Here is a 22099-nt window from a genome sequence, read left to right on the forward strand (position 1 = left end):
CTCCCGTCTCCGCAGTCTATTCCGCCAATATCCGTTCCGCTTCCTTCCGGAACGTATCCAGAGTCGCCTTGATATCGCTGCTGTCATACATGATCGCTTCAATTGCGGAGAAGAACTCATGCATAACTTCCGGCCACGAGACATCTTTATTCGTATCTATCGCATACTCCAATTGATCATAAGCAACCTTTCGGTTCGGTTCTTTGGCCCACAGCTCCTTCATCGGCTCCGATTCCACCATCTTGGTCGTGAACGGCAGATAGCCAGAATCTAGAATAAACTGCTGCGCGCCGTCCGGTTCCTCCATCATATAACGAATAAATTCCCATGCTTCTTCCTTATGCCCAGAGCCGGACAGCATCGCCACGTTGGCGCCGCCTGTCGGATTCGCGAACACAGCTTCTTTCGGCAGAAATGCGGTGACATATTCGAATTCTACCGATTCCAGCAAACGCCCGATTGTGCCTGTCGACTGGAACATCATGCCAATTTTGCCCTCAAGGAACATTTGATTGACGATATTGCCGGAATCTTGCGCCGGCGGATAATATAGCGCTCCCGTCGACTGCAAATCCTTCAAATAGCCGAATACCTTCTCGCCGACGCCATTGTCCATGAAACCGATCGACGTATTGTCATCGTTGAAGAACGTCCCTTGCGCCTGGCTGATCAGCGCGATTGGATACCAAGTGTCATACGGCATCGACAGGCCGTAACGCTTGAATTCATCGCCCTCCTTGACAACCAGCGCATTGGCTGCCGTCTTCATCTCCTCCCAAGTCGTCGGAACCTCGAGTCCAGCCTCGGTCAGCATCGTCTTATTCACATGCAGAATCGGTGTGGAACGGTTAAGCGGCAAGGACACCAACTGATCGTTGAAGAAGGAGTGTCCCAACAAGCCTTGGGTGAAATCGTCCGCGCTCATGCCCGATCCGTCCATATATGGCGTCAAATCCTCCAATACCTCGGAATCAGCGAACAACTGCACATACGCGCGCTCCACCATGCTGATATCCGGCGCAGTCTTGGCCGAGATCGCCTGCTGCAGCTTCGTGACCGTCTCATCATAACCGCCCTGGAAGGTGCCAACGACATTTATGTTCTCATGGCTATCGTTGAAACGCTTGATCAAGGCATCCATGTATTCCCCGTTCTTGCCGCCGAGCGAATGCCAGAATTCAATCGTTACCTTCTCCTGCCCGCCGCCGGAATCGCCTGAACCGGATGTCGCCGCCGGCTGTCCGCCGGATTCGTTATTGCCGCTGCATGCACTCAGCAACCCCATTAACATGGCTGCTACAACCAGCCAACTGATCTTCTTTTTCCTCATCTTGCATCCCCTCCACATTTTTTTATGTGAACCGCGCAGCAACCGCATCCATTAACCGATGCGTTATTTGATGCCGGAGTACACAAAAGCTTTGACGATTTGTTTGGAGCAAAATAAATATACGAGCAGGATCGGCACGACCAGCACCACATTGCCGGCCATTATAATGTTCCAGTTGCTGATCCCTTCCGTTTCTCTCAGCATCGCGATACCTATCGTCAGCGGCCGAACCGAGACAGAATCGGTCATCACCAATGGCCAGAAGTAATCGTTCCAATGGCTGACGAAGCTGAACAGCGCGATTGTCGCCAGCGCCGGCATGGACATCGGCACCATAATTCTCCACATGATGGCGAACTCGCTGGCATGATCCATCCGGGCGGCCTCGATGACTTCCTCCGGCAGCTGCATGAAATATTGGCGCAGCAGGAATATGCCGAAGGCATTGGACATAAAGGGAATAATCTGAGGCAACAGCGTTTTAATCACTCCCCATTCCGCCAGCATCAGATACACCGGGATAAAGGTAACCTGACTCGGAATCATGAACGCCAGCAGCACCATGCCGAACAGAATCGTTTTCCCCTTAAAGCGGTATTTGGCAAAAGCGTACGCCGCTGGAATCATAATAACCAGCTGCATGACGATAATGCTCAACGTAATCACCACGGAATTGCGGGCAAAGATTAGAAATGGGCCGGACTTCATCGCGTCTACGAAATTAACCCACTGGGGAGAAGCCGGAATCCAAGTTGGCGGAAAAGCCATCGTTTCCCGGAACGTCTGAAGCGACGTCGACATCATCCATAGGAAAGGAAAAATAAATACCGCTAATACAAGCGCTTTCACAAAAATGCCTAATGCTGCTTTGACCCGCTTCCCTTCCTGGCTCATGACAGTAACCTCCTTTGCTCGGGCCGATATTCGCCCGTCATTGTCGCCTATTGATAATGAACTTTCTTGGCTAGCAACCTGAAGTACAATAGAGTCAGCATACTGATGATGAGCATCAGCACGACGCCAGTGGCAGAAGCGTAGCCGATATTCGTCGTACGGAAGCTGTAAATGTAATACACGAGCGTATTGGTCGCGTCATTGGGACCGCCGCCGGTCATAATTTTAATCGTATCGAAAACCTTAAAGGACCCGATCGTCATAATGATCAGAATGAAGAACAATTGCGGCGATATAAGCGGCAGAATGATCTGAAATAGAACATGGCGCTTCTTCGCATTATCGATTGAAGCGGCTTCAAGAATGTCCGTGGATATGCCTTGAATAGCTGCCACAAGAATTAGTGTGTAGTAGCCGATGCTCTGCCATACCGACACGATGATCACAGAGAACATAGCAGTCTTCGAGCTTTGCAGCCATGGCGATGGCGGCAAGCCTATCGACTTCAGCATGTAGTTGAGAAAACCGAGATTCGGTTCCATTAGCCACAGCCATACAAGCGATACCGACACAATTGAAATGATATGCGGAGTAAATATGCCGGCCTGAACGATGGCGTTGATCCGTGTTTTCTTGCTAATCCATACGGCGATTAGCAACGACAACGCCATTGTAATGACTACGACTCCAACGGTATATGCCACCGTATTGCCCAACGATTTGTAGAAATCCCCGCGAGAGAATATTTGAATGAAATTATCAAAGCCGATAAACTTGCTCTTGTCCTTGTTCATCAGGTTATACTTGTAGAAACTTAAATACACGAGATAAATCATCGGGTAAATGACAAACGTGAAAATGCCGATCATGGCAGGGCCGATCATAATATAAGGTCTGACAGACTGCCATACCTTTCTTTTGCGTGTTGCCATATCGATGGAAGCCAAGCATTGATCCCTCCTCGATCCAACTGTTTGTATTTCGTCCTCTTCGCACTTCCTCCGCTTACACCGAATAGATCGTCATGCCGTGTTCCCGGAAAGGCTTCAGCTTGTCCTCAGGTGTTTCTTTGCCCGTAATTAGCGTGTGGATCGACGAATTCGGCGCAACATTATGCAGTGAGAGCTTGTCGATCTTGCTGTCATCCGCCACGACAATGATCTCACGCGCCGCCTTGATCATCCCTTGCTTGGCGGGAACGAGCTGCGCCTCCGGATGCATAAGCCCATGAACGGGATGGATTGCAGGGATGCCGATGAACGCCTTTTCCACATGCAGCGAGCCCAGAACATGGTCTGTGAACATGCCGTTCAGCATATAGCTCGACGGATACAGCTCTCCCCCGGTCAGAATCACCTTCACGCCCGGTGAATCCTTCAGTTCGGCAGCGACATTCATATCATTCGTCACGACGATAATATTGGAACGATGGACCAGATTTTTCGCGATATGCAGTGTGGTCGTGCCGGAATCGATAATAATATGCTCCCCGTCTTCTACCAAGCTCGCCGCCATTTGCCCGATGCGCATTTTCTGCTCCAGCCGCGCGCTGGATCTTTCGTTGAATGACGGCTCGTCATGCGTCCACTGCTCCGCGATCACTCCGCCATGCGTTCTTTTCAACAGACCTTCCTGCTCGATCTCCATCAAGTCGCGCCTGATCGTTGCCTCGTGCACGCCGAATTCCTGGGCCAGGACGGACACCGTCGCGATTCGATGCTGCCTTACGTATTCGACAATCCTTATTTTGCGTTCTGCCGCTAACATATTCATTCCTCCACTTATGCTCGAATTTACTTCTATTATTGTATATTTTCTGCGCATATTTGCAAATTTACTGTCATCTAAATAGGAAATACGCAGTTGCGAGCACAAGCGAAAATGTCACATCAACTTCTGAACGTTAGGACCATTGGAATTGCAGCAGCACCTTCTTCCACCCCCGGTTGCTCTCCGCATCGCCCATCGCTGAATCGAAATCCGAAGCCGAAGTGATCGGCGTCATTTCCTCCGGCAGCAGCTTGGCAAGCGTCCGCTGGCATTCCGGATGTCTCATCGCAGTCAGAACGGGAGGGTAGTCGGAGATGGAGCTTCTGCTGCTTCCCCGCATCGTAATGCCTTTCTCCAGCACATCCCTCGTATTGATCGGCACCCGGTCTTCCGATACCCCCATCAGAATGAGCTGTCCCCCCGGGCCCAATAGATCAATGGCTTGATTGATGGCGCTCTCGGAGAAGCTTCCGCCTGTGCATTCCAGCACGACATCGTACTCATCACTCGATGAGAAGTCATATTCCTGTACCAGGCTCCGTCTTGCGAATTCGAATTGGGCCAGCTTCTCGGGAACCGCTCCGAACACATGCAGACGATCCGCTTCAACACCGTACACATGTCGCAGCACGGCAGCCGCGAGATAACCGACCGGACCATCTCCGAACAAAGCAATTCTGGCGCTGCCAAGCCGATCTTTAACATGGACGAGCGCTTGATAGGCAACTGAGCACAATTCCCCCAGCACCGCGATTTCATCAGGTACCTCGTCGGGAATCGGAATCGCGCAAGCCGCCGGGACGACGAGCCTGTTCTGCGCGATGCCGTCTGTGCCGCTGCCAAGGAAGCTGCCTCTGTGGCAGTAGTTTTCCCCATGGCCGTTACGGCAGGCTGGGCAGCAGCTTTCGGGCGGAATGCCATCGCTCAAGTAGCCCGGAATATTGGGAACGACGATGACGCGCGTTCCGACAGGAAGCTCGGGAAGCCGGCTTTCCGCGATGCGGCCGATGCCTTCGTGAATAAGGGCCATTGGCAGCTTTCGTGCCAGCGCCTCAGGTCTTCTATGGCCTGCATAATAACGCAAGTCCGCATGGCATATGCTTCCCATTAACGGTTCAATGACCACTTGCCAATCACGAACTTCATGTTCGATTTCCGTCTCAACCACTTGATGCGGCTTAACCAGCCGATACGCCTTTGATCGAACGCGGGTATCATTAACGCCGAAATGAATCAATACTCATAACCTCCACTCATATTTGCTCATTAATGTTTATATATGTTTATAATTGCTTATATGAATCATACAACCACATTCCCCCTGCGTCAACCTTTTTTGTTCACTTTTTGCTCATAAATGTTTATAGTCGCGCGTTATAGTTGTTTAATCTGCTTTTTATTGTTCATTTTAGTGTAATTTATTATCTATAAATGCTTGTTTATACTCATTTGAAGAGCGTATGCGTTGTCTCTACTATCATGCGAGCAAAAGGATATCAAGCGAATACAACGACCGTGTGACTCACTAGCCTATCGTACGAGCGGCGTTGAAACTCTTCTAACCAGCTGAATCCGTTTTAGCCTGGCATACACCTTTTTGGCGCTCCAATGTAGGATTCATACACTATTTCGACTCGCACACACCTTTTTGGCGCTCCAATGTAGGATTCATACACTATACCGGCTCGCACGCGCCTTTTTGGCGCTCCAATGTAGGATTCATACACTATTTCGACTCGCACACGCCTTTTTGGCGCTCCAATGTAGGATTCATACACTATTTCGACTCGCACACACCTTTTTGGCGCAACAATGTAGGATTCATACACTATTCCGGCTCGCACACGCCTTTTTGGCGCTCCAATGTAGGATTCATACACTATTCCGGCTCGCACACGCCTTTTTGGCGCTCCAATGTAGGATTCATACACTATTTCGACTCGCACGCGCCTTTTTGGCGCTCCAATGTAGGATTCATACACTATTTCGACTCGTACGCGCCTTTTTGACGCTCCAATGTAGGATTCATACACTATTTCGACTCGCACACGCCTTTTTGGCGCTCCAATGTAGGATTCATACACTATTCCGGCTCGCACACGCCTTTTTGGCGCTCCAATGTAGGATTCATACACTATTTCGACTCGCACGCGCCTTTTTGGCGCTCCAATGTAGGATTCATACACTATTTCGACTCGTACGCGCCTTTTTGGCGCTCCAATGTAGGATTCATACACTATTTCGACTCGCACACGCCTTTTTGGCGCTCCAATGTAGGATTCATACACTATTTCGACTCGTACGCGCCTTTTTGGCGCTCCAATGTAGGATTCATACACTATTTCGACTCGTACGAATCGATCCTCTGGCTTCTGTTATTCACTTGAACTTTATAAACTCTACATCATAAAAAAAAGAGCAGTCCAAGATGACCACTCTGTTTCTCGCAGCAATTTGATCCTAAATATCCCCAGTGTTTTCCGAAATTGGAGGATTCCAAGTGAACATATCGTAGACAACCCATCTTCCATCAGGGTTTTGCGGATCACGGCCGGACTTTTGCGGATCAGGGCCGGACTACAATGCCGTCGGCATGTATAGACGTCCGGAAAAGCATATCCAGCTCTTCATCCAGATCAGCGCCGCCCTTGTCACACTTGCCTGCTTCTATTGTTAACTCTTCTAATATTTTCTCTACATAGTTGTTAATGACATGAAGCTTCGGCTCCATATCGAGCTCTTCCCCCGCCATCTTCCTCGCCAACAGCCGCTCCACCGTCCCCCTCAGCTCTCCGTCAGCAGGAAGCAGCTGTTCCACCAGCTCCATGAAAGCCATAGGCGGCATTGCGTCAAATCGCCGAATCCACTCGCATGCCAATATCGGACGCAGCACGTAGAAATACTTTTTCACCCGCACACGCTCACCTTGCAAATAGTCCCGGTAATTCCCCTTGGCCATATGCACATAATGGTGCATGCACGATCTTGGCGAGAAAGCTCGGCTCGCAAGCTGGCGAAATCTCGCCGCAAAGTTGACGTTCTCCCGGTAGATGATCGGAGACTGCAGCCATTCCAGCAACGGAGGATTGGACTTACGGAACAGCTGCAGCGCCTTCCTAACATCCCACCCGCTTATATCCAGTTGGTCGCTTATTGGTCGTTCGATCACATCTCTCCTGTCGAAGATCGACAGATACCATTCCACAGGACGCGCATAGATGAACCGTACATCGTAATCGCTGTCCTTGGAAGGGAAGCCCCACGCCCGGCTGCCAGATTCGCACGCATACAGTATGCGAATTCCTTCTTCTCGCTCCAGCCGCTGCAGTTCACGCCCAATCTCTTCCTTCATTTTCACATCCACCATGCCTTCCCGCCTCCCCCATCCTATGTATTACCTTATTTTGCACAGAGAAGACGTTCACGTACATGGCGAAAGTATAGCGAAGAACGAAGTTTTCAAAACACGCAAGACACCTCCCCAATGGATCCCCAAGACCCATCGGGGAGACTTCCCCAAGTATCTATGGTGCTGGGCAACCATTATTGCTTGAGCTTTTCGATTGAGGAGATCAACTTCTTTACATTTTCGAGCTCTGCGATGTACTCTTTATCCACTTCAAAGTAGTTGACATTGGCCAGGTCTTTCATGGATACAACAGCTCCATCTAAAATGGAGTCGATCTTCTGACGGAGTGCTTCAACAGTTCCATCAGGAGCAGCAGGATTTTGCACCATAGACGTATCGTTAAGTTGGTATACTCCGGTATCAATACGAGAAATTGTTTCGTCAGGCAGTGAGGATAGAGCTGCAGCTATATGCCCCTCTGTAAAATCAACTCCATCCGCTTTGAGTTGAGCGATAAACTCTTTCCTTTTCAGCATCCCGTGTTTGGACAGATATTTCCGAGCCAAGTTGCGGATTTCCGAAGTCTTTGACATTGCAACAACCTCCGTATGTTCATTTTTCTTCCATCCTTAAGGAAGAAACAAAAGGAAGGAATGAAGAAATTGTAACACAAAGAGAAAGAAGTGTAAATAGACCTCTGCCACCAGGAGCACACAAAGAGCTCGACAGCAAGTAGCTACCGAGCCTGTGCATTTCTTATTATGCTTTATGTCGCCTTGTCTCATAGATCAGCGTTAACTGGATCATGCCTATTATGGGCAGTGGCTACTCCCAGGAGCGTCGTAACGTGATCATCACTACTTGGTATGCCTACAACGCCTTCACCATGCCGCCGTCCACAAGAAGAGATTGGCCCGTGACATACGTATTGGCGAATGAACCGTAGAATGCCACCATTCGGGCGAATTCAGCAGGATCACCTAATCGTCCCAGCGGAATCTGCGCGATCGCCTGAGCTTGCACCTCTTCCATGGAGCTGCCGATCTCCTTCGCCTTCGCTTCGTCCAGCTGCAGCAGACGGTCTGTCGCGATTCTCCCCGGCGCCACCGTATTAATAAGAATGCGGTCGCTTGCCAGTTCAGAAGCGAGGCTCTTCGTCAAAGCGGCGATGCCGGCACGGAATACGTTAGACAGCAAGAGGCCGTCAATCGGCTGCTTGATCGAGGAAGAGGCCAGATTGACGATCCTGCCTTCGCCAGCACTGCGCATGTGCGGCAGCGCCTCGCGAATAAGCTTGATGGCGCTCATCAGGCAGAGCTGGAAGCCCCGCTCCCAATCCTCATTGGTCAAAGTGGCGAACGTGCCTGGCGAAGGGCCGCCCGTATTCGTCACCAGCACATCGATTCCCCCGCGGGCCGAGGCTACCGCTGACAAAGCTTGGCGGATATCCTCTTCACGAAACACATCCATTTGCACGATTTCCACCTTGCTGCCCGTCGCCGCAAGAATATCGTCGCGAGCAGCTTCCAGCTGCTCCAGACTGCGGCTTGCTATCGTTACTTTCGCTCCCTCACTGGCAAATGCAAGTGCGCTCGCCTTGCCGAGACCTTTGCTCGCCGCCGCCACAAAAACAGACTTGTCCTGCAATCCCAAATCCATATCTTTACACACATCCTTCGCTGATCATCGTTATGCGAACGGACCTGTCTCAAGCTGGGGATTCATCATCGTTCCTGATGCGCTTGAAGCGGTAACCGCCTCGCCTTTGTAGCCATTATCAGCTGTAGCTGCCAGCACGTCAAGGCAGCGCTAGCTTGCCCATAACCGTAGGACAGCTGGCGCCTGTCGCCGCAGGAACATTATTGCTGCGGCCAAGCAGGCAAGCGTGCCCTAACAAAGCGAAGATGAGCGCTTCCTTGGCGTCATCGCTCACACCAAGAGCGCTTGCCGTCGTCACACCCACCTCCGGCAGCAGCGATTGGAGCAGCGAGAGCAATGTCTTATTGTGCGCACCTCCACCACTGACGATGACCTCATCGACCTGACAACGGGGCATGACAAGCTTGCGGCATGCGTCTGCAATCGTATGCGCCGTGAAGGCCGTTGCGGTCGCGATGATGTTCGCGGGAGCCTGGTGAGAGGCACGCTCCAGCAAAGCGACAGCGTACTCCGCGCCGAACAATTCGCGTCCCGTAGACTTCGGCGGAGACAGCTTGAAGTAGGGATGCGTCAGCAACTCTTGCAGCAGCGTTTCATCCACCTTCCCTTCGGCCGCCCACTTGCCACTCTCATCATAATGCAGCTGCCCGTCGGATAACGCATGAACAAGACTGTCTATAACCATATTGCCTGGACCCGTATCGAAGGCTATCAACTGATGCATCTCAGCATTCGGCGGCAATACAGTGCAATTGCCTATACCGCCAATATTCTGAAGCACTCGCCCCTTCTCAGGATGGCGAAATAGCACGAGATCGCCATAGGGCACAAGCGGAGCGCCTTGCCCGCCCACCGCCATATCGGCGGGACGGAAGTCGCCCACGACCATTGCGCCCGTGCGCTTGGCGATGACGGACAGATCGCCGAGCTGCAAGGTGGAGCTTGGTAGATAAGGACGACCAGTAACTGCCTCTGGCATATGCCATACAGTCTGCCCATGCGAGCTGATGAAGTCAATCTCCTCCATCCGCATGCCTGCTTGCTCCACAGCTTTCAGTGCCGCGTCAGCGAACAGCTCACCCAAGTAAGCGTTCAAGCCGCATACCTGCTGCACGTTCGAACGCTGCGGATCGCACAGCTCCTTCAATGTACTGCGCAATGCATCGTCATAAGCCTTCGAATAAAAATGAAGGAGCCGTACCTGAGACTCCAGGCCGCTCCCTTCAATTTGCACGATCGCAGCGTCCACTCCGTCAAGCGAAGTGCCCGACATCAGCCCTACAGCCGTCACGACAGTTTTGTCATTTTTCCATTGGAACAAGTTATCACTCCTTTTTACAAACTTCCCCGCTCCAACCGATGCACCATACTCTGCAGCTCCCAAATCAGCTGCTTTCCACTCTCCAAGCAAGGATTCATCGACTGCAGCACCGCACGCGCACACTTTTGCCGCTCCAACCGATGCCACTTACCCTGCCACCCCCAAATTTGGTTACCTTCCTGCTCAGTCCATCCTACTTGCCCTGCTTCAAGCCATTCAGAGCCAGCAGAACAGCGCCATACGCCGCATCGTGCCGAGCGGATATGCAGCGCACCTCCGGGTGCCGGCTTGCCAGCCGCTCGACGAACGATTCTCTCACATAGCGGTTATGAACGAGTACGCTGCCTGCCAGCGCCAGCTCGCCTTGAGACAGCTCCAGCCGTCCGATGACGGCCGAAGCCAGCTCCGTCAGCGCATCTGCGCTGCGCTCTACGATACCGTGTGCCGCTTCGTCGCCGGCATCGCAAGCCTCTGAGAGCAGCGGAGCAATGGCAGCGATCTCGCCTTTGCTTCTCTCCTTGGCATATACGTAGCCGATCAGCTCCTGTACACTTGTTACTTGAAGCCTGTCGAATACGAGCCGCTTGATCACCGTGGCGGGGATGCGTCCGTCCTCGGCCATGACAACCGCGGACAACAGCTCGCGCCCAATGCTATAGCCGCTTCCCTCATCGTCGATAAGATGGCCGAAGCCGCCGGCGCGATGGCTGCGACCCGACGCTGTCCTGCCATAGCAGATGGACCCCGTTCCGGAGATCAGGATCATGCCGTTCAGCCCGCCATGGGCGCCGCACAGCGCCGTCTCATGATCGCCGACCAGCAGCACCTCGCCTGCATAACCGCCCTCGCGAAGATACTCCCTCAATCTGACGCTCGCGGCCGGATTGCTGATACCTGCAGCTCCGACACAGATATGAGCGCAGGCATCTAACGTACTGCACGCATCGGCGATCTCTCCGCATATCGCCAGTACTGCCGCACGCACGCTTTCATCCCTCAATCCATTGCCGTTAAGCGGTCCCGCCGTGAACGTACGCACGACTGCGCCTCGCTCATCCGCTATCGTGACGGCCGTCTTCGTGCCTCCGCCGTCAAGCCCTGCCACATAACGCATCCCCGCATCACCTCTGTTACGTATCTATTGTCTAATGCTTGCAGCAGCCTTATACGCTATACGCTTCTGCATGCGAACAAGCGCCGCCCCTATAACTTCAGCATGGGGCGACACCTGGCTCACCTAGTTATATAGATGGTAATCTGACTTGCGCAGTGCGAATCCGGCGCTCTCTTCCCGGAAGCGCTCCAGCATTGCCCCGGCATCTGTGCCTTCCTCCCGATACAGAGCGTCCCCGCAGAGCAAGTCAATGAACGGCCTGCCGTTCTCCCGGAACGGAGGCAAGTACTGGAAGTCCTTCTGGAACAGTCTTCGAACCGTATACAGCAGCTGCACTCCCGTCTCCACCGGCCGGATCGCCCGCTCATCCATCACATGCACATAGACGCCGCCGCACAGCTCGCCGGCATGCTTGGATGCCGTCGGCTTGAAGTAGACGGGGCGGAAATGCACGCCGGACAACCCCAAGGCGTTCATCTCCTTAGCCAACATCTCCGCTTCGACGAATGGAGCGCCGATGATCTCGAACGGTGCCGTCGTCCCTCTGCCCTCGGACATATTCGTCCCTTCGAACAAGCAAGTGCCAGGGTAGAGCAAGGCGGAATGGAAGCGCGGAATGCCCATGGAAGGGGGAATCCAGACACGACCCGTGTCCGGGTGCAGCATGGATCGCTCCCACCCGCTGCAGCGGATGACATGCAGCTCCGCTCCCCAGCCCATCTCTTCATTGGCCATGACCGCGATCTCCCCTGCCGTCATGCCGTAACGCACCGCGAGTGAATAATTGCCGACGAAGGAGCGGAATCCATCCTTCAGCACATTGCCTTCCACCGTCACGCCATCTAGCGGATTACAGCGGTCCAGCACGACGAACGGCTTGCCGCTTGCCGCGCAATCCTCAAGCGCGTACAGCATCGTATAAATAAAAGTATAGTACCTTGTGCCGACATCCGCGATATCGTAGACGACCATATCCACTTCATCCAGCATTTCCTTCGTCAGCCGCTTGGAATCTTTCCGATATAAGCTGTGTACGGTCGCACCTGTGGCGGGGTCACGATATGCATCTACAAGCGCGCCCGCTTCCTGATCGCCCCTTACGCCATGCTCTGGGGAGAACAGCGCCGCCAGATGAAATTGCTCATGCATAATATCGATCGTAGAACGAAAGTCGGCTGCAAGGCCTGTCGGGGACGTAATGAGCCCGAGCCGCTTGCCGCGCAGCAATCGCGAATATTCCTTTATGTTGTCTATGCCGTTTCGAATCATACGCTCATCCCCACCCATCTTGCCATCTACAGCTCCGATTGGCGAAGCCGCATGGTTTCCTCCGGAATCATGAATGTCTCGGCATATTCCTTCCGCGCTTCAAGGCCGCGAACTCGCGCAAGAGATTTGTAATAATCCATATAATTGAACGACTTGCTGCCTGTCACGAACCAGTGCGTCGATAACGCCTCGATCCATAGGTCGAACGCTTCCTGGTCGAAATCCACATACACATAAGGTATATAGTCAACGGCATCCTCCCAGTTCTCCCCGTAGTATAGCCTGGGAGCGAAGTGAGCGGGAAGCTCTCTCTCCATCGCGCGCAAGCCGGCGAAAAATCTGGCATCATTCACAATTCGATGCGTCGTGGCATGATCCTTGTGCATACTGTTGCGATGGTGGGTAATAATAATGCTCGGCTTCACCTCGCGTATCACATCGCATACGCGAAGGCGTATCGCCTCATCGTCGGGAACTTGTCCGTCCGGAACCTCGAATACGCGGGCCTCGCCGCCTAGCATCGACGCGAAAGTATGCGCTTCGCGCACCTTCTGCTCCCTGTAATCCGCCACGTCCTGCCCCTCCGGAACTCCGCGTTCGCCGGCGGTTAGCGCCAGGGTGACGATGCGATCCCCTTTCAAATAATGACTGGCCATGACCCCGCCGGCAACCAGCTCCATATCGCCTACATGGGCGCCAATGCCCAATATCGTAATCGGTTCACGTTCACTCATGATCCAAGCTCCCTTCTCATTACCGCAAATTCCTTCACCGTCTCAAATCCCGCTTTCTCATAAATACCGATGGCCGGATTCGTACTTCCTGTATAGATGGACATATAATCCGCTCCGATATGACGGAACGCTTCGCACAGCCGGAAGAACAACAGCGACCCCAAGCCGCGCCCTTCGTGCTCCTGCATGACGCCGATTCCGGCAAAGTATCCCCGGCCGTTCTCACTCCGAATAAGGGGACCGGCAAATCCGACAGCCTCTCCACGTTGGGCGGCTATCAGGAACGGTACCCCGCCTGCCGCGCTATCGGCAATATCCTTGCTCCACAACGGATTACCAAGCGCAACCAGCATCTCTCCCACCCCGCTATGGTATGCCGGATTATACAGAGCTACCGAGTAACCCGCATCCTCGGCCCGCTTCTCCTTGGCATGCGCGCTGTCAGGCACCTCATAGCCGTCAAGCTCCATATACATCGCATGCTCGATTGCGCGCTCCATGTAGCCGCGGCTCAGCAAGAAGGCGTGAAGCTCGCTGTCGACAGGCACGCCCGGAGCATTATTATGCTCATGTCCTGGCGTATTCGGTATATACCAAGGCAACTGCATGGGATTGAAGAACAGTACCTCCGCCTGAACCTTGCCCAGCGATTGGAATCGCCTCTCCAATCCCGATAGCAGTGACGCATAGACTACATCCCGGTTGACGGCTTCCACACCTACGACAATGCATGTGATGTAGCCCGCCACATCGCCATAGGGCAGATCGCTGCCCGTACAGCCGCAGCCGAAGCCTTGCAGAACGCCATCCTCCAGCCACAAGAAGGCCGTCTCCTCATCGAAATAACGATTGTGCCGAATAATGGCGCGGAAGCTCGCCTCCGTCATCTCCTTATAGCCGTCTTTCACCATCTCAGCGTTCCATAACGCGATGACCTCGGGCATGTAATGATCTTGCCAGTTAATAAGCATAGCTCGCCTCCTAACCTTTCACCGCACCGACGGTTACCCCTTCCAGGAAATAGCGTTGCAAGCTGAAGAAGAGGATGAACATCGGCAGGGCAGATATTGTTGCACCGGCCATCATTGGAGCGAAATACGTTGTATTCGCGAACCGGAAGTTTTTCAGTCCGACCTGGATCGTCTGCATATCCATCGTATTGGTGACCAAGAACGGCCAGAAGAACGTATTCCATGTCTCCATGAACGTCAAAATTGCCATGACCGCCATAACCGTCTTGGACAGCGGCATAATAATGCGGAACAGAATCTGAAGCTGGTTGCACCCTTCCACCTTGGCGCTCTCCAGAACTTCCTTCGGAATGGTGCTCATGAACTGCTTCGCGAGGAAGATGTTATAGACGGTTACAAGCGACGGCATAATAAGGGCACGATACGTATTCTGAATTTCGAATATATTAACAATCAGAATATACAGCGGCACTTGCGTTACTTGATACGGAATCATCATGGCGCAGAGCAGTACGGCGAACAGTACGTTGCGGCCTCTGAAGTTGATCTTCGAGAACGCGTATCCCGCCATCGTAGCGAATATGACATTGGACACCATGACAACGGTAGCTACAATTAATGAATTCCACAGCCAGCGGTACGAATACTCGCTGTACTCGAAGAAGAACTTGTAAGACTCCAGCGTGAACTTGCCTGGCCATATGGAATAACTGACCGCCCCTGCCTCTACGGGATCACCGAACGACGATATGATCATGAAGTAGATCGGGAACAATGTCGCGAGCGCGAACAGCAGAAGGAGGACGATAATGATGGTGTTGCGCACATATCTGGCTGTCCGATTACCTAAGTGATTGTTGTATAAAGCCAAGTCCCATTCCCCCTTCTACCTCAATATTCCACGTCTTTGCCAAGAAATTTGAACTGAATAAATGCGATAACACCGATGATCAGTGCCAAAATAAGCGATTGCGCAGCTGCCGTGCCGAATTCAAAGTACTTGAACGCCGTATCGAAAATAAGCAGGCCGACCATCGTCGTGGAGTGATTCGGACCCCCGCCCGTCATCAGATAAGCATTCTGGAATACCTGGAAGGAGCCGATCACTCCCGTCACAAGCAAGAATAGCGTTGTCGGCTTCAGGCAAGGAATGACGATATGCCACATCTTCTGCAGGAAGTTCGCTCCGTCAATCTCCGCTGCTTCGTAATAGCTGTCGTCGATGCCCAGCAGGGCCGCGACATAGATGATAATGCTGGTGCCATGGCTGGACAGCCACGACATGAGCACGAGCGAGAACATCGAGGTGGAGCTGGAGCCGAGCCAGTTCTGGTTCTCGATGCCGAACCAACCGATAACTTCGTTCAGTATACCCGCCGGCATCGGATCGTAAATCCAGAGCCACACGACCGACAGTGCAACACCTGAGGCGACAGCTGGCAAGTAATAAATGGCTTTGAACGTCGTCTGCAGCCACTTCTTCAGCGGCATGATCATAATCGCTACGCCGAATGACAGCATCAGTGCCACTGGCACAGTCAATATCGTATAGATGACCGTATTCCATACCGCCTTGCCGAACAGCTCGCTGCGGAATATAGATGAATAATTGTCCAGGCCGACATACGTCGAACCGAGCGGACTATATTGTTGAAAGCTGATGATGAATGCGCTCACAACCGGATACGCCGTGAACATCGCGTATACGACCAGCGCGACGGCTATAAAGGCATATGCCCATGCTCCGTCTCCTCTGTTTAATCGCCCTTTGCTTCTTGTTGCTGTTCGAGCCATAAGCGGGACTCTCCCTCCTGTAACCGCCGCGCCTTGCGCATAGACTGCCCTGCCTCTGACGCTGGCCATCTGTCAGACTTACGCTTCCCTTCGCGGTCAGTATTGTACTGCTTGCAAAGATGAAGAAAGGATAGCCACCTTCGCATGGGGCGGCTATCCACACTGCTGTCTTACTTCACTACCCCGTCTTCACCGAATACTTCGATTGCGGCTTTCTTCACTTCATCGTACATTTCCTCCGGCGTAATTTCGTTCGCCAGCAGCGCTTGCAGCTTCGGAATGACGACTTCATTTTCAATTTTAATCGCTTTGGCTCCAAGGTCGACCGGAATGTCCGGACGGGCAGGCGCCGCATGCTTCAGCATTTCTTCCACTGCAGCCACGTTGGCAGGGTTGCGGTTCGTCTCCATGCTCTCCGCCGCCTTGCGTCCGCTATCCGTAATATGAGCCGCGAACAGATCATTATTCGTCGTAGCCGCTACTTCGCCGCTCGCCAGGAAGTAAGCTGCTTTTACAATATTGGCTTTATGTTCTTCGGATGGCTCCTTCTTGCCGCGGAATGCTACATAACCGTCAACGACCGCATGATATGCTGGCGGCGATCCCGCGAAGGATGGCGTAGGAAGTACGATATAGTCCACTTTTATACTGTCTTTGACAGCGCTACCATCGTTAGCATCAATCTTCGCATTGTTCTTGTTCGCGGAATTCTCGAATACGGCCAAGCCCTTGCCCGTTATCATCGTCTGTCCCGTCAGGAACATGTTCCAGCGCTTGCCGGCATCTACGGAACTCAGTTCTTTCGGCATGGAGCCGTCGTCGATCATTTGCCTGATCCCTTTCAACACTTCCAAATAATTCGGATGCGTATAAGCGTACTTCAGATCGTCTGTGAACGGGGAAGGCATGCCTCCGCCCTTCACCATAATGCCCAGATAGTCCTTGGACGCTACGCCCGCAGTAGCGAATACGAAGCCGTAACGGGAGTAGTCGTCGCCGTTCTTCACGACGCCTTTCTTGATCTCTTCACGGAACTGCTCGTAAGTCCAGCCTTCCTGCTGCACCTTCTGCCAGTCGACGCCAGCTTCCTCCAGGAACTGCTTGTTGCCGCCTATCGCATGCACTTCCATATAGGCCGGGAAGCCGTACAGACCGTCGCCTTTCCTCATATAATTCAGCGGTGCCTCATCGAAGTCATCCGTCATCTCCGGGGTAACGAGATCCTTAACGTCCAGCACCATGCCCATCTGCGCGTACTTGGAGATGCCCTCCGAATTGATGAAGGCAATGTCCGGCGGACTGCCCGCGTTCACTTGCGTATCCAGCTTCTGCGTCATATCCTCCCAGCTGGCCGGTTCAATCTTTAGCGTCAGATGAGGATATAGCTTGTTGAAGTCCTCTTCCATCTTCTTGAAGTTCTCTTGGTACGTCGGAGACACAGGAGGCAGCAACGCTGTAATGGTATCTTTCTTCGGGGCGTCCGTCTGCTTGTCGTCACCCGGCTTACTGGTATTCGTGCCTGTGGAGTTCGTTGGCTCCGGATTATTATTGCCACCGCCGGAGCAAGCGGTCACTGCTCCCGATAACAACATAAGAGCCATCATGGATGCCGCAAATCTTGTTTTTCTGTTCATTTTCAAGATCCTCCCTTTAAACTTAATCCTATATACAGTCTACCCCGAAGTTTAAATAACTTTGGTGCAGACCCGTATAGCCTCCTTCAGATTGCCGTCTGTCTGTGCCAGAACCTGCTTCGCTTCCGAAGCGTTAAGACCGGACTTGATCATCATAATCGCCAGCTTGCAATCCATGGAGGATCGCTTCAGATAGCTCGCTGCCGTCTCTTCATCGGCGCCCGTTGCCGTCTTGATGATGCGCAGGGACCGGTCGAACAGCTTCTTGTTGCTTGCCTTCAAATCAACCATCAAGTTATTGTAGGTCTTGCCCAGCTTGACCATTGTGCAAGTCGTCAGCATATTCAGCACCAGCTTCTGCGCTGTCCCCGCCTTCAATCTGGTGGAGCCTGCTATGACCTCCGGGCCGACGACCGGCGCGATGCATATATCGCACGCTTCTTCCAGCCGCGAGCCTTTATTGTTGACCACTCCGATCGACACAGCTCCCAGTTCCTTCGCTCGCTTCAATCCTTCGATGACGAAGGCGGCGCTGCCGCTGGCGGAAATACCGACTACCGCATCCTTGTCTGTTACGCCGATGGAATCAATCAGATTCCTGCCGGCTTCACCGTCATCCTCGCAGCCTTCCACAGCTGTTCGCAACGCTTGATCGCCCCCGGCAATATGTCCCTGGACGAGCGAAGGCTCCGTGCCGAAGGTCGGCGGACACTCCGATGCGTCAAGCACGCCAAGCCGCCCGGAAGTTCCCGCTCCGATGTAGTACATGCGTCCTCCGCTCGACAGCACCTTGTGAAGCGCTTCCACAGCTTGCGCAATACGAGGCGTCTCGGCGGCTACGGCGATCGGCACCTTGGCATCCTCAGCGTTGAGCAGCTTCAGCATTTCCTCCGTCGTGCATTCGTCAATCATACTCGTATTAGGGTTGATTCCCTCCGTCGTAAGGCTTGCCAGGTAGTCATTCATCGTTATTCCCCTAACCTGATCATGTATAGGACCGGCCGGCCCAGCTGATCAATTGTTTCTACTTGTGAAGCACAGTTCTATCTTAAAACGTTCCCATCAAATTCGTCAATACATTTTGAAATATTTTTTTATGTTGGAGCAAACTATTGGTTTTTTATATCGAAAAATAGCGTGATTCGACAGCACGCCAAATAGCGGCTTGAATAGCCGCTCAAGCCGATTCGCGTCTGGCTATCAACGCCTTGGAGTGCACATTTCGCCGACACTAATTGGTCGTGTACGCAACATTTCGGCGCTCCAGTGTATGCTACCTACACTATTTCGCCTCGCACGCACCATTTCGGCGCTCCAGTGTATACTACCTACACTATTTCGCCTCGCACGCACCATTTTAGTGCTCCAGTGTATGCTACCTACACTATTTCGCCTCGCACGCACCATTTCGGCGATCCAATGTATGCTACCTACACTATTTCGCCTCGCACGCACCATTTCGGCGATCCAGTGTATGCTACCTACACTATTTCGCCTCGCACGCACCATTTCGGCGATCCAATGTATGCTACCTACACTATTTTGCCTCGCACGCACCATTTCGGCGATCCAGTGTATGCTACCTACACTATTTTGCCTCGCACGCACCATTTCGGCGATCCAATGTATGCTACCTACACTATTTTGCCTCGCACGCACCATTTCGGCGATCCAATGTATGCTACCTACACTATTTTGCCTCGCACGCACCATTTCGGCGATCCAGTGTATGCAACCTACACTAATTCCGCACGTTCGCACCAATTCGGCGCTCCAGCGGCAAGCGCACAAGAAGCTGCAAAGGTCCGTTCCGACCTTCGCAGCTTCTCCTTATCCGAGCTATCAAGTGTAAAATGTTGTCAAAAGCAATCCGAAGCAATCCCTCTATATTGCACAGGCAGACCGCTCTTATACAGATGCGCGGTTTCGCCAAGCGCGACACAGCGAGGCATCGCCCATTGCTCCGAACTCCGATCCATGACCACGGTCGTCACAGAGCTCGGGGCAAGCCAGAAGCCCGACCATGCGATGGATACCGGAATGTTCAGCAGATGAGCAAGCCAGGTTACGCCTAGACCGCCGTGACAGTATACGGCAATCCTCTCTTTATTGGGGCGCTCGCAAGCATAGACGGCACCTTCTCGTCTATAGCCATGCTGCTCCAGCAAATGGTCGGAGCCTTGCCGAATTTCCTCTATTCGCTCATTCAACTGCGGCTGATGGACCGTGAAGCAAGGATGCTCTCCCCATGTATCGTGAGAAGGCAGCGCCGGTTGATTCATAATGATCTCTCCCGGCACATTGAACGGGCTTACTTTGCCGACTCCTTCGATATGCTGATACATCCCCGTAATTTCCTCCGCCCAGTCCAGAAGCTGATATGTCTTGCCGCAGCGCTCAGCTGTGTACTCCATCGTATGCACAGCCCTGCCAAGCGGCGAGCTGTATATGGCATCCAGCTTCTGAGCAGCCATCCATTCCGCCAGAGCTTCGGCCTCGCGGTGTCCAGCTTCCGTGATCGTGCCGTTCTCGTAGTCTGGATCCGCGTGGCGAATAATATATAAGATCACTGGTTATCTACCTCCACCATCCGGTACATGAATGTACTCTGTGAACATAAGCATTCTGTATAGCATGACGACCGATTGTGCGCGGCTTGCCGAATCCCCCGGGTTGAACATATCCGGCGTTACCCCGGTCAATATGCCGTTCTCGACAAGGCGGGCAATACCCGCTTCTGCCCATTCGCTGATTTCATTCCGGTCACGGAAGCGCTCAAGCGATGAAGAAGGGTCCGTCTGGCTAGCTGTGCGCTCTATCAATTGCAAAGCGCGGGACAACATGGCAGCGGCTTGCTCCCGTGTCACTATATCATCGGGTCGGAAGGTCCCGTCATCAAAGCCCGTGACGAGTCCGGCGGAGACCGCGGCGCCAACTTCGCCGATGTACCAATCGGATGAGTCTACATCCGTGAATGCCATTCGGCCGGATTGATCAGCTATGCCTAACGAACGAACCAGCAGGGCAGTGAACTGCGCTCTCGTCACCTGATCATCAGGGGCAAACCGTTTGTCAGACACCCCATTCACAACCAACTTCGAAGCCAGCGCCTCCACTTCCTCCCTCGCCCAATGATCTTGCAGATCGGCAAACGTTTTGTCGAAGACTGCAATGGCATAGACGCCGTCCGCATGATGACGCATCGTCACAATCGCACTCTCTCCCTTCCAATCAAAGATGGAAGGAACGAATCGGAGTTGGCCGGTCTCCGAATCATAGGCAACCGCAGTCCAGGACACCCCGTCCGCTTCACTGTCCATTGCGAATGAGCTGGACGGCAACCCGAAATGGCGAAGCTCTGTCCTTCTACCCGCAAGCTCTGCGAAGAGCTTGAATTCAACCGCGCCGCTGAGCAACCGACCGCCTTCCGCATGAACCTTGTCAGCCAGCTCCTTCAGGAACGGCTCATCCATCTGAGAAATAACCAATGTCACCTTCGCGTCATCAGCACCGGCGCCCGGCCGCCCATCAGGGAACGCATCCGCAATGAGCTGAAGCGGAAGCTCATAACCGCCATTATTCCACTGTATAGAGAGATGGGCACCGGACCATAATCCCCGGTCGGCTGCCAGCAATGCTCCTACGTCCAGCTCCAGTTCCGTGACGGATGCATCTTCCTTGATCTGCAGATGCAATGGCATCCGCTCATTCCGCTCGGCTAGTGCCTCCAAGGCGTTCACAAGCTTGGCCGAGTCAAGCGACAGCTTCACCTTGGATTGCCCCTCTGCGGTCACATTACTCATAACAATATAGTCACGCTCGTCTAACAAGTGATCCGTGTCTTCTCCGTCCTGACCGCCACCCGCGATTGGCGGAACCCAGCCCCCTCCATCCGATTCTGTCACAACAGAAAAGCTCGTTGCAGCAACGTCACTTCCATTGCCGGCCACGACATGGTAGTCGCCGAGCGGAGCGTCAGCGGGCAATGTGAATGCAACAAGGAACTCTCCTTGTTCCTCCACCGTGTCCATGTCATACAATAAAACGGCATGATTCGGTCCAATCACTTTCACAATCACCTCATCGAATGAAGACGTCCCCGTAATGCGGACCGCCTCGCCTCTATGCTTGTCCCCGATATCATGAAGAACGACTTGCCCGGATTCCGCCCAGACTGCCGTCGGCACCGTCATGATCAGCAACAGAAGGGCTATCATCGTAGCGCTGATTCGAAGCTTCACTTCTCTACACCCCTTTCAC

General features: G+C 53.0%; 19 protein-coding genes. All 19 read right to left on the minus strand.

The window, feature by feature from the left end; all coding sequences use genetic code 11:
• Positions 1-16 precede the first annotated feature (16 nt).
• The 19 genes from ACFQ2I_RS11010 to ACFQ2I_RS11100 all read right to left on the minus strand — a co-directional run bounded on the left by ACFQ2I_RS11010 (position 17) and on the right by ACFQ2I_RS11100 (position 22080).
• Complete coding sequence (locus tag ACFQ2I_RS11010; RefSeq protein ID WP_377564213.1) at positions 17-1330, minus strand: ABC transporter substrate-binding protein; 1314 nt, start codon at positions 1328-1330, stop codon at positions 17-19.
• A 63-nt stretch (positions 1331-1393) separates the two neighbouring features.
• Complete coding sequence (locus tag ACFQ2I_RS11015) at positions 1394-2224, minus strand: carbohydrate ABC transporter permease (RefSeq protein ID WP_377564214.1); 831 nt, start codon at positions 2222-2224, stop codon at positions 1394-1396.
• 47 nt (positions 2225-2271) lie between these two features.
• Entirely contained in the window at positions 2272-3156 is an 885-nt protein-coding gene (locus ACFQ2I_RS11020) for a carbohydrate ABC transporter permease (protein ID WP_377564262.1), read from the minus strand.
• 73 nt (positions 3157-3229) lie between these two features.
• Entirely contained in the window at positions 3230-3991 is a 762-nt protein-coding gene (locus ACFQ2I_RS11025) for a DeoR/GlpR family DNA-binding transcription regulator (RefSeq protein ID WP_377564216.1), read from the minus strand.
• Positions 3992-4127: 136 nt separating this feature from the next.
• Positions 4128-5231 (minus strand): alcohol dehydrogenase catalytic domain-containing protein, encoded by a 1104-nt coding sequence (locus ACFQ2I_RS11030; protein ID WP_377564217.1) that lies wholly within the window; start codon positions 5229-5231, stop codon positions 4128-4130.
• A 1329-nt stretch (positions 5232-6560) separates the two neighbouring features.
• The gene (locus ACFQ2I_RS11035; protein ID WP_377564218.1) at positions 6561-7361 is read right to left on the minus strand and encodes a nucleotidyltransferase domain-containing protein; all 801 of its coding nucleotides are present in this window, start codon (positions 7359-7361) and stop codon (positions 6561-6563) included.
• A 176-nt stretch (positions 7362-7537) separates the two neighbouring features.
• Positions 7538-7936: a hypothetical protein gene (locus tag ACFQ2I_RS11040; protein ID WP_377564219.1), complete on the minus strand. Its 399-nt coding sequence runs from the start codon at positions 7934-7936 to the stop codon at positions 7538-7540.
• Between the two features lie 277 nt (positions 7937-8213).
• Complete coding sequence (locus ACFQ2I_RS11045; RefSeq protein WP_377564220.1) at positions 8214-9002, minus strand: SDR family oxidoreductase; 789 nt, start codon at positions 9000-9002, stop codon at positions 8214-8216.
• 139 nt (positions 9003-9141) lie between these two features.
• A complete protein-coding gene (locus ACFQ2I_RS11050) occupies positions 9142-10323 on the minus strand; it encodes an anhydro-N-acetylmuramic acid kinase (protein WP_377564263.1) in 1182 nt (393 codons plus the stop codon).
• 193 nt (positions 10324-10516) lie between these two features.
• Positions 10517-11437, minus strand: a complete 921-nt coding sequence (locus tag ACFQ2I_RS11055; RefSeq protein ID WP_377564221.1) for an N-acetylglucosamine kinase — start codon at positions 11435-11437, stop codon at positions 10517-10519.
• Positions 11438-11560: 123 nt separating this feature from the next.
• A complete protein-coding gene (locus ACFQ2I_RS11060; RefSeq protein WP_377564223.1) occupies positions 11561-12706 on the minus strand; it encodes an exo-beta-N-acetylmuramidase NamZ family protein in 1146 nt (381 codons plus the stop codon).
• A gap of 26 nt (positions 12707-12732) precedes the next feature.
• Positions 12733-13440, minus strand: a complete 708-nt coding sequence (locus ACFQ2I_RS11065; RefSeq protein WP_377564224.1) for a PIG-L deacetylase family protein — start codon at positions 13438-13440, stop codon at positions 12733-12735.
• A complete protein-coding gene (locus tag ACFQ2I_RS11070) occupies positions 13437-14411 on the minus strand; it encodes a GNAT family N-acetyltransferase (protein ID WP_377564226.1) in 975 nt (324 codons plus the stop codon). Before ACFQ2I_RS11070 ends, ACFQ2I_RS11065 begins: the two co-directional genes overlap by 4 nt.
• Before the next feature lie 10 nt (positions 14412-14421).
• A complete protein-coding gene (locus tag ACFQ2I_RS11075) occupies positions 14422-15282 on the minus strand; it encodes a carbohydrate ABC transporter permease (protein ID WP_377564227.1) in 861 nt (286 codons plus the stop codon).
• 20 nt (positions 15283-15302) lie between these two features.
• On the minus strand, positions 15303-16205 hold the full coding sequence (locus ACFQ2I_RS11080) for a carbohydrate ABC transporter permease (protein WP_377564228.1): 903 nt from the start codon (positions 16203-16205) through the stop codon (positions 15303-15305).
• A 170-nt stretch (positions 16206-16375) separates the two neighbouring features.
• Positions 16376-17839 (minus strand): ABC transporter substrate-binding protein, encoded by a 1464-nt coding sequence (locus ACFQ2I_RS11085; protein ID WP_377564229.1) that lies wholly within the window; start codon positions 17837-17839, stop codon positions 16376-16378.
• Between the two features lie 51 nt (positions 17840-17890).
• A complete protein-coding gene (gene murQ / locus ACFQ2I_RS11090) occupies positions 17891-18805 on the minus strand; it encodes an N-acetylmuramic acid 6-phosphate etherase (RefSeq protein WP_377564230.1) in 915 nt (304 codons plus the stop codon).
• An 893-nt stretch (positions 18806-19698) separates the two neighbouring features.
• Positions 19699-20409, minus strand: a complete 711-nt coding sequence (locus tag ACFQ2I_RS11095) for a histidine phosphatase family protein (protein ID WP_377564232.1) — start codon at positions 20407-20409, stop codon at positions 19699-19701.
• Positions 20410-20412: 3 nt separating this feature from the next.
• A complete protein-coding gene (locus ACFQ2I_RS11100) occupies positions 20413-22080 on the minus strand; it encodes an S-layer homology domain-containing protein (RefSeq protein ID WP_377564233.1) in 1668 nt (555 codons plus the stop codon).
• Positions 22081-22099: the final 19 nt, after the last annotated feature.

The organism is Paenibacillus chungangensis (assembly GCF_042675905.1).
GTDB classification, from domain to species: domain Bacteria; phylum Bacillota; class Bacilli; order Paenibacillales; family Paenibacillaceae; genus Pristimantibacillus; species Pristimantibacillus chungangensis.